The sequence below is a fragment of the Coleofasciculus sp. F4-SAH-05 genome, from assembly GCF_040222985.1.
GTDB classification, from domain to species: domain Bacteria; phylum Cyanobacteriota; class Cyanobacteriia; order Cyanobacteriales; family Coleofasciculaceae; genus Coleofasciculus; species Coleofasciculus chthonoplastes.
The window spans coordinates 1-13,989 of the sequence record NZ_JAVKBY010000257.1 but is presented as its reverse complement, the minus strand read 5'-3'; the positions used below and the strand labels follow the sequence as shown (position 1 = coordinate 13,989).

Below are 13,989 nucleotides of genomic sequence, written 5' to 3'. Positions count from 1 at the left end.
CTTAAATACACTCTTTCTTTTGTTTTACCGCTTTTTTTCCATATCCGCATAAGCCGCATAAACTCCCTGCACGTTATACCAGTTCAGGAAAATTCGGGCAATTTCTAAGGCTAACTGCGACTTCCCTTGATTAATCAAATATTGCAAAAAAGATGCCATGGTTCGTTCATTTAATCGCCCACCTAGAGAAAGAACACCCCAGAGTATCCGGTGCAGCCATGTCATCTGAATCATCATCCGCACGTCCCAAGTGGGATGTTTTTGATAAAATAATACCCCCATGCGTCCCCGTTGAATTTCCCGGTCAATCATCTGGGGAATTTGGTCTAAATTAAAGGGAGGATGCCAATGATAGCCAACAGCCGCCGGACATTTAATCAGTTTTAAACCTAATTGTTTGAGGCGAACACCTAGTTCTAAGTCTTCCCAACCATAGAGTTGAAAGCGAGTGTCAAAGAGTCCTGCTTCCTCCAACCACTTCCGCGCGATCGCAACATTCCCAGTAGCAAAATAGGCGGCGGAGAAATCCGTTATCTTGTAGGGTTCCGAACTGGGATTATCGAAATTATTGGTATTAATTACCCAGCCGTAAGTAAAGACGCGATCGCTCCCTAACTGCTGTTGTCCCTGAACCAGTGCATCAGCATGGGCTTGCAGGAAATTCTCGGTAACGACTAAATCGCTATCGATAAAGATAATTGTATCGCCTTTAGCCTGCTCAACGCCTAGATTTCGGGCTGCTGCTGGACCCAGGTGATCTTGAGAGAGCGATCGCACTTTAGATAGTTCATGACGATGAGACTCTAGCCACTCTAGTGTGCCATCTGTTGAGCCATCATCCACGACTACGACTTCATAGCCAGCGACAACAGTATCGTCTCTGAGATGTTGGTGTTCTAAGGCTTTTAGGCATTTTTGTAGAATGGGTAGACGATTGTACGTGGGAATAACAACGCTGAAAAAGAAGGATGAGGGATGGGGTATTAGAGATGATTTTTTGTACTTCATTCAGGGGTAAACTGCTGTAGGACTTATTGATTATGAATCAGGGTGGGTTTTGTTGTTCCGTTAGTGGTGGGAAGGGCGGGTTTTGTTGTTCAATTCAGTTATTGGTGGAGAGGGCGGGTTTTGTTGTTCCGTTATTGGTGGGGAGGGCGGGTTTTGTTGTTCCGTTATCGGTGGGGAGGGCGGGTTTTGTTGTTCCGTTATCGGTGGGGAGGGCGGGTTTTGTTGTTCATTTATCGGTGACTAGCTGAATTTAGTCCCTAAACCCGCCCCTACGATTGTCCCTAAACCCGCCCCTACGATTGTCCCTAAACCCGCCCCTACGATTGTCCCTAAACCCGCCCCTACAGTGGCTAAACCCACGCCGATAATTGACTTTTGACGTATTACTTCATATCGTGCCAAATGTCACCCCCTTTTGTTTCAGCCAGCGACGGTAAGCTAGAGATGCTTTATCACTGGGGAAATGACACTCCCGTTGTACATCTAAAGGAAATAATTGAGGACGTTGTGACTCAACAATGGGAATATCTTGAGCTACAAGTTTATCTTGAAACGCCTTTAATTCGGCTTCAGGAACATCAAACCCATAATTCATCGCTAACCCCATCCAGCCTAGACATTCAGTTTCCGTGACTGGCGTGACGGTAAAAAAAATAGCCAAGTTCCCTTGAGTTGATGCTTTGACAAAATGAGCCGTTAGCGGACGCAAAATTCGATAAGTATAGGTTACGTAGTTGCCTTCACCCGTACCATCGGGGTCAGGTTGCCAAACGCGGATATTATTAATCATAATTTCATCTGGGGTAGATTGGACGTGATAGTCCGCGATCGCACTTTGACACACGTCTCCCAGTAATCCCTCATGGACGAAGGGAAAATGAGCCAAATCCAGAAAATTTTCCAAGGCGCGAAAACCGCTAGCGCGATAATAATACGCACCGCAGAGAATTTTCCGATAACTGGGGTCATCCCACTCCGGGAAATAAGGAAGTGTTTCCTTTGGCTTACCCAGAGATGTCCAAATCAAACCATAGCGTTTAATAATAGGATAAGTCGTCAACCTAGCGCTTGCTGGTGGTGTCAGGTGAGGATGAGCAGGAATGCAAATGCAGTTCCCCTGGCAGTCATACGCCAAGCCGTGATAAGGACAGATCAAATTGCCTGAGCGAACAACTCCTCGTGATAAAGCCGCCCCTCGGTGCGGACACTGATCTTGACCAACCGCGAAATCTTCGCCATCATGCCACCGAAATCGCGAGGGGCTACGGGTTCAACCTTCACTTCGTGGAGATAACCCGTAGGGGGATAGCGAGAAATGCCATCGGTCAATCCCCGAAGTATTTCTAATCACTGTCCCGCTAGGTGGGATAATCTAGTTATGAAACAAGTTCTAACGATAGTTGTAAAGCTCCAACCTACGCCTGAACAAGTTGCCAAAATTGAGGCGACTCTTCAGGCGTTTGCTGCTGCTTGCAACTATGTTAATGAACACACAAATCCAAAGCTGACCAATAAAATCGCTATTCAGTCTCTGACTTACCAAACCATTAAGCATGAATTCAGTCTTGTGGCAAATATGGCAGTCAGGGCTTGTGCGCGGGTTGCGGCTAACCGCAAGGTAGCCTGGCAGAAGGGTAAGCCGGTTAAGAGCTTTGCCTCAACCAGCATCGACTGTGACAAAGACTTATTTCGATTTCGTGAGCAAGACTGGACTGTGAGTCTTGCGACTATTCACGGCAGGGAACGCATTGGGTTAAATGCTGGTAGCTACCAGAGAGGTAAACTCAAGGGAAGAAATCCAACATCAGCTCAGTTGTGTAAGCATCGCGACGGGAAGTTTTATCTGCACATCCAAATTAAAGATGATGCACCCGACTCGCCAGATACCGACAAGGTTCTTGGTATCGACCTAGGGAGGCGTGACATTGCCGTAACCTCAGTTGGCGAGAAGTGGGACGGTAAAGGTATTCAACAAGTTCGCGATAAGTTTTCTCAAGTTAGGACATCTCTCCAGAAGAAAGCCCCGAAAGGCACGAGGACAACTCGACGTAGATGTCGGGAAATCTTGAAACGGCTGTCTGGTCGGGAAAGACGCTATCAACAGTGGCTCAATCACGGTATCTCTAAGGCAGTGGTTAGACGAGCAGTTGAGTTAAGTGCCTCAATTGCTATAGAAGACCTTACGGGAATCAGGGAAAGAACTAATGAGCAACCTAGAAACAAGACTGAACGCAGACGCTCGAACAGTTGGGCATTTTATCAATTGCGTCAGTTTATTGAGTATAAAGCGCTAGGTGCCGGTGTTCGAGTTATTCCTGTTCCTCCAGCTTATACTTCACAACAATGCCATCAATGCTTACATATTCACCCAGTAAAAGGAAAGTCCTACCGTAGTGGCAAGACTTTCAAGTGTGGGCATTGCGGATGGCATGGTGATGCCGATTTCAATGGAGCCAATAATATTGCGCTTGTGGGGCTGTCTATAAACCAGCCTGGAGGCACGGGGTTGTCATGCAAGTTAAAGCGAACAATTGAGTATGTTCAGCTTAACCTGTTTGATGACTTCAGGGCTACTGAAAACCCAGACCAAGCGCGATAGCAAGTCTGGGTAGTTTATATTACTAAATCATGTTCCAGCAACCGTATAGACTGCACCGTACCCGCAGCAACGTTATCAGCCACCGCAATAACCTGCCAGTCGTTGAGCAAAACTGAGTCTTTGAACATACTAAAAGTATGGTAAACGGATAAAAGTGGTTCTTCAGTACTTATTATGCTCAATTGTTAGTTGAAATATTCAAAACCTTTATATAACAAAAGGTTTGGGCGTTATCTGGATGTTTTTATAAATTCTGAATAGCTGAAGCGCTACAATTATTATGGGGCTTGGTTTTTAATTGTTTAAACTGATATTTTAGCATAGTAACTCCGGAAGAACCTCGCAGATAGAGTAGGTGAATAATCGTCTGGTGGGCATTGCCCACCAGACGTTTTTTAAGCAGTTTGAATTGTTGGCAGATGCACCGAATGGGGTGCAGAAGTTACGGGAATTGATTTTGCAGTTGGCGGTGCAGTAGACACATCGATTAGGACTTTCCGAACTGTTGTTCCAGACGTAAGGCGTGGAACGTCTGGGAGCAGGGGGAGAATTCCAAGCCTCTCTCCTTGAAGGAGAGAGGTTTGGAGAGAGGTTTTCCAGATCCGGTGAAAAGTAAGATCCTACTCTATCCAACGCCCATACGCTGTCTGAGGATGAATGGTACTCCATCAAGGCTGGTGGGCAATGCCCACCCTACTCAATCCATCAGGTGGGCAATGCCCACCCTACGGTATATCAAGGGTTTTGGCGATCCAAAAAGGCAAAATTTTTAGTGCCATTGAGTCTTAGGATAGGGAATGTCAAGCTCGAAGTTGTACTTGGAGTCTTTATAACCAAGGGAAAATATTGATATGTCAATTGACTGGCAAACCGCCAAAACCTACGAGGATATTCTTTATCACAAAGCCGACGGTATCGCCAAAATCACCATTAATCGCCCCCACAAGCGCAACGCCTTCCGCCCTAAAACTGTCTTTGAACTCTACGACGCCTTTGGTAACGCCCGCGAAGACCAGAGAATTGGTGTTGTTTTATTAACCGGGGCGGGTCCTCACACGGATGGTAAATATGCCTTCTGTTCTGGAGGGGATCAAAGCGTCCGGGATAAGGCGGGATATGTTGGGGATGATGGCGTTCCTCGCTTAAATGTCTTGGACTTACAACGCCTGATTCGTTCTATGCCCAAAGTGGTGATTGCCTTAGTCGCCGGCTATGCCATTGGCGGTGGTCATGTGTTGCACGTTATCTGTGACCTAACCATTGCCGCAGATAATGCCATCTTTGGTCAAACGGGTCCGAAAGTCGGCAGCTTTGATGGTGGGTTTGGTGCTAGCTATCTCGCCAGAATGGTGGGTCAGAAGAAAGCACGAGAAATTTGGTTTCTCTGTCGCCAGTATACGGCACAAGAAGCGCTGGATATGGGTTTGGTGAACACGGTTGTTCCTGTAGACCAGTTGGAAGCGGAGGGGATTCAATGGGCAAAGGAAATCTTACAAAAAAGTCCTATTGCTATCCGTTGCTTAAAAGCGGCGTTTAATGCTGACTGTGATGGTCAAGCGGGTTTACAAGAACTGGCTGGAAATGCCACGTTACTGTACTACATGACGGAGGAGGGGGCAGAAGGGAAACAAGCGTTCCTGGAAAAGCGCCCTCCTGATTTCCGTCAATATCCTTGGTTACCGTAGTTTGACACTGTTCGTTAGGTCTTTCATATCATGTCTTGACGATTGCCCATAATTGCAATGCCGTAATAACAAGGGTTTCAGGCGTTTTTATTTGGGGTGTTTGACCGGACATGATATCACTCGGTCGGGGCGGGTTTAGTCATATCTGGGTGAGGTCAGAAACGATAATGGTGAAACCCGCCCCTACACAAAGGCGGGTTTAGTCATATCTGGGTGAATCAGAAACCCTCTGTCAATAAATCTCAAAGTATTGATGGGCTTTGCGGTTTTGGCTTTGTGCAGCAAGCCCTACATAAATTTTCTCAACGATTAAGATTGGGTTATCAAAGATTAATTAAAAGGAAATCCACTAAAACCATAACAACTCAAGGGTGAATTTTATGCCTTCACTGATCTGAATGGGTTCAATTGATGAAGGCTGTAAGTAACCTCTAACCAACTGATACTCTAGCCGAGTGCTATAAAAGGGAAATTACACAAGAGCAACTTTAGTTGCCACGTTTTCAGGGTTTGATGCCTGAACTTTTGTCGAGGGCGTCGGCTGGGAATGTCTCTGGGAGCAGGTTGTAGCTAAATCTTCTCTCAACAGGCGTTTATCATCAAGCCATATTTGCTCAAAACTTTCCCACGAGGGCGCAAAGGGTGGTAGGGCTAAGGAACAAGCTTTCCAATTGGCTTTAACAGGTACACCAAGTTGCTGACACATACCGCCGCGCCGTCCTTCAAGTTGGTAATAGCGACAAAACTGACAAGCGGACGTTGAGCATTTGAAAGTCTTCATCGGATATCCTAAAAAAGGAACGTTTAATTAGCTGCCTATATCTTATTAATTTCCATTATTTTTTACTTAAACTATTGATATTTTATCTTTTCTTTATAATTGCTTTATATATAAACACATTTTCGCAAAGAAACGAAACAATCGGTTAAGCTTGGTCAGAAAAATGATGAATTTTTTGTGAAACCTAATGGGGATCAAGGCTAAAGGATAGACCTAATGTATAGTTAGACACGAAATTTTAGCGATAAATTCAAACGAGAATGATAAGTTAAACCGATCTAACCGAGCAGCATTTATAAGCCCGATCAAGGCAGCCGCTAACCTTGCCACTGCTTGGTCGCACACAAACCACACACTTGCCAGCGTTTCAGTTCTCCTGGTGGTGTCGGACAATGGCATTGAGGACAAAGGGGTAGGTTCTGCGATCGCGCCTGTATTTTCGCCGCCCACTGTGCAAATGCGGTTTGGGGTGTAGGCTTTTTTACAGGCGGATCGGCAGCAGATGAGACATTCGGTTCATCCATAAGGCTGGGATGTTCCGATTCCTCAGCCTGGGGTAAGGTTTGCTCTTGATACCACCATCCGGGCGAAAAACGGATAGTTTCTATCGGCGTGGACAATCGAGCATTAAGCTGTTTCAAAATAGAACGGCAATTTAAACTCAGATCTTGAGACCAAACCGAACTTGACGTGGCAACATAAAGAATTGAACGGGATAGTGAATGGGGTCTGGTTTGCTGCGCCCTATCTTCACCCACAACATCAGCCCAACAGTCGCGGATCTGTTGAAATTGCTGTTGACCTTGCCAAAACTGCTGATTATCCAGTGCCTCTACTATATGATTAAGAGATTTCAGCATGAGTATTTATGCTTTCCTATACAGTTATCCTAAACCAACACTATCCTTAACTATTGTCTTCGTGATCACAACGAGCCTCTAACTCAACCCTGCCGGATTAAACGGAAGTTCCCTTCATGAGCCAAAAAACCTCAGCTAAATCATCCACTCCTTCCTCCCCCCTGTCGATTAACCCTGCTTTGCAGACGGCTTTAGGGAGCCTAGACGTGCAACTCGAAGCCGAATTAGCTCGCTATCGACGCCAACGCCGAGGACGTGGTATCACATCTCCCCAACTGCCGGGGCGTTACCCCAAACAGAAATCTGGAGTCAATCAGCTTGAGCCGACAACAGCGTCTCCTATTTCTATCGCCCCAGCCGCCGATTCTACGAGTTCTGCCGGAGACATTAATCGGCAATCCTCTCAAGTGAGTGGTTCTCCCACACCAGAAAAGAGAGAATCCCCAGAGACTGAACCCACTCCACCCCTGTTTCCTCCCCTACCTAGCCAGGAAGCCCCCTTGGTGAAGACTCAGGAGCAAAGCGTTACTGACTCGCAAAGCCTAGAGGAATCCCTAGAAGGGGAAGGTAAATTAGTTGTCCCGACAACAGATCAGTCTCAACCAGAAGACTATTTAGAATCCTCAGAAAAACTACGGCAAACGTTAGCCGAACAGGAAACCACAACGGAATCCCCAAAACCCGTATCGAATAGAATCCTCACTCCCCTCGGTGTCGGTTCAATTTTGCTGTTGCTGGTTTCGAGTGCGACATTGACCTATATTTTTCGGACTAGCCTAGGACTTGACTTCTTAGAAACTGAGACACCCACGACGGCTGATAATTCAACAGCGACAAGCGCTAATGGGGTCAATGAATTACTCGGCGTAAATAAACCGAATCTCGCCAGTGATGATGAATTCCCAGACGTTAATATCAATACACTCCCTAATCTGAAAGCCAATCCAACCTCTAGTCCAAGTGCTTCACCCATCGCCCCCATCCCCAATTCACCGCCTCCAGCAGCGGCTCCACCCACGGCTTCAGTCCTACCTTTACCCCAGTTACCGAATCCAGCTTCAAATTTACCATCAGCCCTTTTAACTCCTCCTACCCCACCACCTCCAAGAGCGACGCCATCGGTGACTCCAAATTCCGCACCCGCTCAACCTGAATCATCGACTAACAACTCCTCAGAACAGGCGAATACATCCACCTCGGCTGCACCGAATCCCAACAACGCCCCCTCGAATCTGAGTGATGAGTTCTATTATGTGCTGATTAACTCCAGCGAGAGTAGCGTGTTGGAGACAGCACAAACTATTGTTCCTGACGCCTACGTGGTGAACGTACCCGCAGGGACAAGGATTGCTATGGGTGCATTTAAACTAGAGTCAGAAGCCAAAACCCTCGTCGAGAGGCTTAAGCAACAGGGACTTTCTGCATCGATTTATAAACCTGAATGATTGGGGAACACAGAAAAGGCAATGACCAATGACAACAGAATTTACGTAGAGCCAGCATATATAGTGCCAATTGTGCGTTACCCTGCGCTAACACACCCTACAGATAGAGGGTATGCGTAAGTCTTAGACAAATGACAAATGACAAATGACAAATGACAAATGACAAATGACAATGGAGAGCTGCTATGGGATTGATTGAGCGCATCGGGCGAGTGATTCGCGCCAACCTGAATAGCCTGATTGGACAAGCCGAAGATCCAGAGAAAATTCTGGAACAAGCTGTGGACGATATGCAGCACGATTTAATCCAAATGCGGCAGGCTGTCGCTCAAGCGATCGCGTCCCAAAAACGTACAGAACGCCAAGCCTCCCAAGCTGAATCGACTGCCAGTGAATGGTACAACCGCGCTCAACTGGCTCTGTCAAAAGGGGACGATAATTTAGCACGAGAAGCCCTAACTCGACGACAAACTCATCAGCAAACGGCTCAAGCTCTCCAGGGGCAACTGGGGCAGCAACGTGAGATTGTTACTAAACTTAAAAAAGATATGCGGACTCTAGAGAGTAAAATCTCGGAGGCAAAAACGAAAAAAGACCTTTATATTGCCAGAGCGCGTTCGGCTCAAGCCTCAGAGAAGATTAACGAGATGTTAGGAAATCTCAACACAGGCGGAACCCTGAGTGCCTTTGATCGCATGGAAGACAGAGTACACGAACTAGAAGCGCGATCGGAGGCGATCGCGGAACTCTCTAGTGGCGATGAATTGGAAAAGAAATTTAATGCCATAGAAAGTGGCAGTGACATTGATACAGAATTAGCCTCGATGAAAGCTAACCTAGGTGGTACAACGGAATCGGCACAATTACCGTCCGCTCAAGCCGGATCAGGTGGCAATGCGGAGATCGAGGCAGAACTGGAAAAACTGCGTTCTGATCTGGATAAATCCTAGTTGATGCCCAGAGACGTGCCATGGCACATCCAAGTATTATGAGAAACCGGGTTTCTGGTGAGGATGACAACGAAATATCAAGCTTTCACCCAAAGAAACAGGGTTTCTTGACCGATGTCCTAGCACTATTGAGCTGGAAGTTTTTACACTAGATAAATAGCCTCCTGTCTGAATACCATAATTTGATGAATGTTTCAATTACATTAACCCAGTGCTTTCTCCAAAAGGCAGGAGAGCCTCTATTCCACAAAATTGACCCCCTGAGCAGGTTCCCAAGCTTAGAGCCTGCTTGATACTTAGTTTGTACATTCCGAGAGGATAAACAGCGTCATGGGACTATTCGATCGCCTGAGCCGAGTTGTCAGAGCTAATCTTAACGATATGGTTAGCAAGGCTGAAGACCCAGAAAAAATTCTGGAGCAAGCCATTATTGACATGCAAGAAGATCTGGTACAACTGCGCCAAGCTGTTGCCCGATCCATTGCCACGCAAAAACGCACCGAGCAACAATACAATAAAAATCAATCCGAAGCCAATAACTGGCAGCAACGCGCCCAACTTGCCCTGCAAAAAGGGGATGAAACCCTAGCCCGGGAAGCACTCCAGCGCAAAAAATCCGTCGCTGAAACAGCAACCGTACTCAAAGGTCAGCTTGAACAGCAAACGGCTCAAGTAGACACCCTGAAGCGTAACCTAATTGCCTTGGAAAGCAAAATTTCTGAGGCGAAGACCAAGAAAGATATGCTCAAGGCACGGGCGAGCTCTGCCAAAGCCAATGAGCAGTTACAAAGTACCCTTGGTCGTTTGGGAACTAGCTCGGCAATGGGGGCATTTGAGCGGATGGAAGACAAAGTGATGGAACTCGAAGCCCGTTCCCAAGCGGCTCATGAGTTGGGTGGTGCTGACTTAGAAAATCAATTTGCTGCCCTAGAATCGGGGAGTGATGTTGATGATGAGTTGACGGCAATGAAAGCCCAGTTATCCGGTGGTTCTGTCTCTCAGCCAGCTTTAGAAGGCACATCAGAGCAAAAAACCGACTCGGGTGCTGCCCCCCAATCCGAAGTTGACGACGAATTGGAACAACTGCGAAAGCAAATCGACAATTTGTAAGCATTAGGCGTCATCAACAATCCGAGAGACGCGCCATGGCGCGTCTCTACATCATAATCATGACATTTCCTTGATGTTTTCTTGCGATCGCCTGAAGGCTTAGACTGATCGAGAGAACCTGAAAAAACGGGCTGACTGACTGATCATCTGACAATGGCTAACCATTGTCGAGAGGCGGTGAGTCTCGCTAGAGTAGTCATTTGTGTTTATGGAGGGTGTTGTGAGTAAAGTACTTGAGATTACCGATCAGGAGTTTGAAACCGAAGTTTTAAAAGCTGACAAGCCAGTGCTAGTGTATCTGTGGGCAACTTGGTGTGGACCTTGCCGCCTCGTCTCGCCCTCGGTGAATTGGATTGCACAAAATTATAGCGATCGCCTGAAAGTTACTAAGATGGAAGTTGATCCAAATCCTGTTACTGTGAAGCAGTACCACGTCGAAGGAGTCCCCTCACTCTTACTCTTTAAAAATGGAGAGGTTGCCCAGTTCCATGAAGGTGCTATTGGGAAGCAAAAGTTGCAGGAAATGATAGACAATCAGCTTTGAGTCTTTTCGGTTCCTTATTCTCTAACGAATTATTTAAGGGCGGGTTTAGCCTAGTTATCGGTTTGTGGCAAAATGTTATCTGTCAAACCCGCCCCTACACCTCGGCTTCCCGAAGTCAACTAACTAAACCATGCAGTTTGCTCAACGTTTACAACCCCTGCAAGCCAATGTGTTTGCCGATATGGATCAGGCGAAGGCAAAAGCTAAAGCCTTGGGTCAAGATATTATTGACCTGTCATTAGGCTCCTCTGATTTATCGGCATCAGATCATGTCGTTGCCGCTATTGAAACCTCGCTGCATGACCCTAGCACTCATGGTTACTTACTGTTTCATGGGACGCAAGCGTTTCGTCAGGCTGTAGCTAAGGCGTATACTCAACGATTTGGTATTCCGGTTGATCCAGAAACGGAGGTTTTGCCTCTAATTGGTTCTCAAGAGGGAACGGCACATTTACCCTTAGCAATTCTCAACCCGGGTGATTTTGCCTTGTTGCTTGATCCAGGGTATCCGTCTCATGTCGGTGGGGTGTATTTGGCAGGGGGTCAAATCTATCCGATGCCTCTGTTGGCAGAAAATCAGTTTTTGCCTGTTTTTGAAGAGATTCCTGCCTCTGTCCTTGCCCAAGCTAGGATGATGGTGTTGAATTATCCTCATAATCCCACCAGCGCGATCGCACCGTTATCGTTTTTCCAGAAAGCGGTGGCTTTTTGTCGTCAGCATGACGTGGTTCTGGTTCACGATTTCCCTTATGCTGACTTGGTATTTTCTCCAGATGGGAAAGCACCCGCCAATCTTAACGCCCCAGCGCCCTCTGTTTTACAAGCTGACCCCAATAAAGAAATCTCAATTGAATTTTTTACTTTTTCTAAGTCCTATAATATGGGCGGCTTTCGCATTGGGTATGCGATCGGAAATGCTCAACTGATTAAGGCACTGCGCCAAATTAAGGCAGTGGTGGATTTTAACCAGTATCGCGGAATTTTAAACGGTGCGATCGCGGCACTACAAGGAAATCAAGATAGTGTGCAAGCGATGGTGGCTACGTTTCAGAAACGGCGGGATGCGTTTGTGCAGGCGTTAAACCGTATCGGTTGGCAGGTGCCACTTCCCCAAGCGACGATGTTTGTCTGGGCAAAATTACCCCAACCTTGGGATCACAATTCGATTCAATTTTGCACCCAGTTAGTAGAAGAAACCGGAGTGGCGGCATCACCAGGGGTAGGATTTGGCAAAGCTGGGGAAGGATATGTCCGCTTTGCTTTGGTGCATGAACCTGAGGTGTTAGAAACAGCCGTGCAGCGAATAGCGGGATTTTTGCGATCGCATAAGTAAAGTAGTTGGACAAAATTAAAGTTGAAGGCTTAACGATGAGTTCTTAATCCTTTAGCTTGACAAATATCATGAGATAGGGTATTAACCGGATGCAGACGTTCAAAAACGGGATGATTTTCGAGGCGATCGCACGCCACCCGCAGCCCAGTTTGCCAATCTTGCGGTTCTGGTAAAATCCGCACATCCCACAAGCGTACTGTTTTATCCCGGCTACCACTGGCAAGTCTCTCACCATCCGGCTGAAATTTAGCATAACTTTGACCCGTTGTTTCAATTGCCAGTAATAATCCCTTAATCGGTTCCACTGGGAGCAAATTTTGGACAGTAGCGGCATTTTTATACAATTGTTCCCGTTGAGCCATCTGTGCCGTTTTATACCATCGGCTCATCCCCATCCCCGTGGTCAGACTCAATAGCGCGATCGCGAAAATTAATCCCCCCCTAGCTAAACCCCGTCGCGTTCGTTTGGGCTGGAGACTCTGCTGAATTAGGTCTTGTCCTAACCTAGATAAATTGAGATGATCTCGATAATACTCTGCCTCAGTTAGGGTCAACTCCGATAAAATTCGGTTCGGTTTTCCTTGAGTTTGCCACTCAATCGCCGCCGCTTCAATTTGGCGCTGGAGTCTCATCCAGTGGCGTTTTTCTTCGACCCATTCCTGCAGTTTTAACCAATGCTGAATTAGGGATTCGTGAGCAATCGTGACCAGGGTTTGGTTCCATTTTCCGGCGTAAGTAACGATTAAGCCAGCATCGATTAAGTTTTGCATCACTGATGTAACCGCTTTCGTGGAATGGCGATCGCCAATGAAATCATTTACCGCATTTGTTGGTGAAGCAGTGTTGAGTGTTGACCCTTCACAACCTTCGAGAGCATCGTTTTGATTGTGTAGGGGCGGGTTTAGGAACTTTCGTTTCGCTATTGATAGTAACGTTTGTGCAAAACCCGCCCTGACTGAGGGTTGAGTGTTGACCCTTCGCGACCTTCGAGGGTATGGTTTTGAGTTAACGACTGAACTGTGTCCCGCTGCGCTAACCTTTTCCTCTAGTTTCCCTGATTCTGTGTTCCCAGACATAGTATGAGACGTGCCATGGCATAGTATGAGACGTGCCATGGCACGTCTCTACAGATTTGAATTGGTTTTTAGAGTTTACTTTAAAACTCAAAATTAACTCAGACGGGTCTGCTTTTCGCGCCGTAACTTGACCGTTTTCATTTAATTGAATTAACGCCAAAAAAATGTCTTTGGCAATTTGTTGCTCATTAGCCGACAACGATTGATAAACGCGGTTGGCGTGTTTTTCGATTGCTCCTTGCAGCTTACCCCAACGATAATATTCGGCTACCATTAACCGATCCACTGGACGCCGTTGCCACAGTTGAGTTAACATAAACTGGAGTAACGGTAAACTGGCAGCATCCTCTAAATCTAAGAGTAGTTGAGTTACTAAATCTGACTCAATCTCTACACCCACTTGCTGGGCGGGTTTAATAATAATACTTAAACCAAACACCCGTAGAAAACTACCAAGTATTGAGCCTAATTTAGATAACTCCAGAGGGCTTGTCTCCCTAAGCGTTTAGAGATTAATCTCTATGTTTCGGTCTGCCCGACCGTACATTGTTTTTGTCTTATGACTAATGCATTGCAGCACTTTTCTGGTATCGGCACT

Annotated in this window: 17 protein-coding genes; 10 read left to right on the top strand and 7 right to left on the bottom strand. The window is 46.5% G+C overall.

All coding sequences use genetic code 11. From position 1 onward, the window contains the following. Positions 1-24: 24 nt before the first annotated feature. Positions 25-1,008 (bottom strand): glycosyltransferase family 2 protein, encoded by a 984-nt coding sequence (locus tag RIG27_RS31680; protein WP_446351043.1) that lies wholly within the window; start codon positions 1,006-1,008, stop codon positions 25-27. A 32-nt stretch (positions 1,009-1,040) separates the two neighbouring features. Here RIG27_RS31680 and RIG27_RS31675 point away from each other — a divergent pair, with 32 nt between their 5' ends. Then, complete coding sequence (locus tag RIG27_RS31675; protein WP_446351042.1) at positions 1,041-1,256, top strand: hypothetical protein; 216 nt, start codon at positions 1,041-1,043, stop codon at positions 1,254-1,256. On the opposite strand, the gene RIG27_RS31670 is transcribed toward RIG27_RS31675, so the two are convergent. After that, positions 1,249-1,410 (bottom strand): hypothetical protein, encoded by a 162-nt coding sequence (locus tag RIG27_RS31670; protein ID WP_446351041.1) that lies wholly within the window; start codon positions 1,408-1,410, stop codon positions 1,249-1,251. The two genes, RIG27_RS31675 and RIG27_RS31670, sit on opposite strands and share 8 nt — an antisense overlap. Beyond that, positions 1,397-2,068 carry a hypothetical protein gene (locus RIG27_RS31665; protein ID WP_446351040.1) on the bottom strand — a complete coding sequence of 224 codons (672 nt, stop codon included), beginning with the start codon at positions 2,066-2,068 and terminating at the stop codon, positions 1,397-1,399. The genes RIG27_RS31670 and RIG27_RS31665 overlap by 14 nt, the downstream gene beginning before the upstream one ends. A 318-nt stretch (positions 2,069-2,386) precedes the next feature. On the opposite strand from RIG27_RS31665, the gene RIG27_RS31660 reads away from it, so the two are divergent. From RIG27_RS31660 to menB, 4 genes are all read left to right on the top strand, one after another. Further along, on the top strand, positions 2,387-3,607 hold the full coding sequence (locus tag RIG27_RS31660) for an RNA-guided endonuclease InsQ/TnpB family protein (RefSeq protein WP_446351039.1): 1,221 nt from the start codon (positions 2,387-2,389) through the stop codon (positions 3,605-3,607). 355 nt (positions 3,608-3,962) lie between these two features. Then, positions 3,963-4,085, top strand: coding sequence for a hypothetical protein (locus RIG27_RS31655; protein ID WP_446351038.1), 123 nt, complete (start codon positions 3,963-3,965; stop codon positions 4,083-4,085). Positions 4,086-4,264: 179 nt separating this feature from the next. Further along, positions 4,265-4,396 carry a hypothetical protein gene (locus RIG27_RS31650; RefSeq protein WP_446351037.1) on the top strand — a complete coding sequence of 44 codons (132 nt, stop codon included), beginning with the start codon at positions 4,265-4,267 and terminating at the stop codon, positions 4,394-4,396. Positions 4,397-4,458: 62 nt separating this feature from the next. Next, positions 4,459-5,292, top strand: a complete 834-nt coding sequence (gene menB / locus RIG27_RS31645; protein ID WP_446351036.1) for a 1,4-dihydroxy-2-naphthoyl-CoA synthase — start codon at positions 4,459-4,461, stop codon at positions 5,290-5,292. Positions 5,293-5,764: 472 nt separating this feature from the next. Here the strand turns inward: menB and RIG27_RS31640 are convergent, their stop codons facing one another. Further along, a complete protein-coding gene (locus RIG27_RS31640; RefSeq protein WP_446351035.1) occupies positions 5,765-6,073 on the bottom strand; it encodes a hypothetical protein in 309 nt (102 codons plus the stop codon). 317 nt (positions 6,074-6,390) lie between these two features. After that, positions 6,391-6,933, bottom strand: coding sequence for a DciA family protein (locus tag RIG27_RS31635; protein ID WP_446351034.1), 543 nt, complete (start codon positions 6,931-6,933; stop codon positions 6,391-6,393). Between the two features lie 116 nt (positions 6,934-7,049). Here RIG27_RS31635 and RIG27_RS31630 point away from each other — a divergent pair, with 116 nt between their 5' ends. From RIG27_RS31630 to RIG27_RS31610, 5 genes are all read left to right on the top strand, one after another. Further along, the gene (locus RIG27_RS31630) at positions 7,050-8,378 is read left to right on the top strand and encodes a hypothetical protein (RefSeq protein WP_446351033.1); all 1,329 of its coding nucleotides are present in this window, start codon (positions 7,050-7,052) and stop codon (positions 8,376-8,378) included. A gap of 185 nt (positions 8,379-8,563) precedes the next feature. After that, complete coding sequence (locus RIG27_RS31625) at positions 8,564-9,328, top strand: PspA/IM30 family protein (protein WP_446351032.1); 765 nt, start codon at positions 8,564-8,566, stop codon at positions 9,326-9,328. Positions 9,329-9,658: 330 nt separating this feature from the next. After that, positions 9,659-10,438, top strand: a complete 780-nt coding sequence (locus tag RIG27_RS31620) for a PspA/IM30 family protein (protein WP_446351031.1) — start codon at positions 9,659-9,661, stop codon at positions 10,436-10,438. Between the two features lie 220 nt (positions 10,439-10,658). Beyond that, complete coding sequence (gene trxA / locus RIG27_RS31615; protein ID WP_446351030.1) at positions 10,659-10,982, top strand: thioredoxin; 324 nt, start codon at positions 10,659-10,661, stop codon at positions 10,980-10,982. A gap of 130 nt (positions 10,983-11,112) precedes the next feature. Further along, entirely contained in the window at positions 11,113-12,315 is a 1,203-nt protein-coding gene (locus tag RIG27_RS31610) for an LL-diaminopimelate aminotransferase (protein WP_446351029.1), read from the top strand. 29 nt (positions 12,316-12,344) lie between these two features. Here RIG27_RS31610 and RIG27_RS31605 read toward each other — a convergent pair whose 3' ends face one another. Then, positions 12,345-13,430, bottom strand: a complete 1,086-nt coding sequence (locus tag RIG27_RS31605) for an nSTAND1 domain-containing NTPase (protein ID WP_446351028.1) — start codon at positions 13,428-13,430, stop codon at positions 12,345-12,347. Further along, positions 13,348-13,830 (bottom strand): nSTAND1 domain-containing NTPase, encoded by a 483-nt coding sequence (locus RIG27_RS31600; RefSeq protein ID WP_446351027.1) that lies wholly within the window; start codon positions 13,828-13,830, stop codon positions 13,348-13,350. Before RIG27_RS31600 ends, RIG27_RS31605 begins: the two co-directional genes overlap by 83 nt. Positions 13,831-13,989 lie beyond the last annotated feature (159 nt).